Here is a 589-nt window from a genome sequence, read left to right on the forward strand (position 1 = left end):
TAGAATCGCAACTAGTGTATTGACGATACAAAAATGTATTCCATTCAATATCCATACGTTAGGTGCACCTACAACCGTAAACAGTATAGAATATTGGAGATTAGAAACTATCCCCAAAATGGCTATTAAATTGACTAACTGTACCCGAACAGACGTTTGCAGATCCATTTGTCCACGTACACCTAAATTAAGAAGTGTTCGTAGGCGAATCTGTTCTAGTCCTAGTTTCATTGGAAATCGATCGTAAAGTAAGTTACATCATCTGACAATCGAAAAGTAAATTTTTTGATTTGGTTTTTAATTTTTTCGTTTAAATCAATCGGAGAGAGTGAAATTCCTTCGGAAAGTGTTTCGCGCAATCGGACTTCTCCGAACATTTCCTTCTCTTTGTTATGGCTTTCCGTGATTCCATCGGTATAAAAGAAAAATCGATCTCCCATTTTTAAGGGATGAAAAAAACTTTCCAACTGAACATCCTTTTTCCATCCCATAATCGGGCCTCTACCAGATAACGGTTTCAAGGTGCCGTCCATACGATTCATATGGTAAGGGCTCGGATGACCCATGACTGAATAAGATAACATTTGTT

The 589-nt window shown here is 37.5% G+C and carries 1 protein-coding gene and 1 pseudogene; both read right to left on the reverse strand.

Annotation, left to right across the window (positions count from 1 at the left end; genetic code table 11):
• Nucleotides 1–231: pseudogene (locus EHQ59_RS12750) on the reverse strand (sensor histidine kinase); the annotation flags it as partial.
• Nucleotides 228–589 (reverse strand): PP2C family protein-serine/threonine phosphatase (locus EHQ59_RS12755; protein ID WP_135620039.1); only part of this gene is annotated, 362 nt, incomplete at its 5' end. The pseudogene EHQ59_RS12750 and the gene EHQ59_RS12755, both read right to left, overlap by 4 nt.

This window comes from Leptospira kemamanensis (assembly GCF_004769665.1).
Lineage (GTDB): Bacteria > Spirochaetota > Leptospiria > Leptospirales > Leptospiraceae > Leptospira_A > Leptospira_A kemamanensis.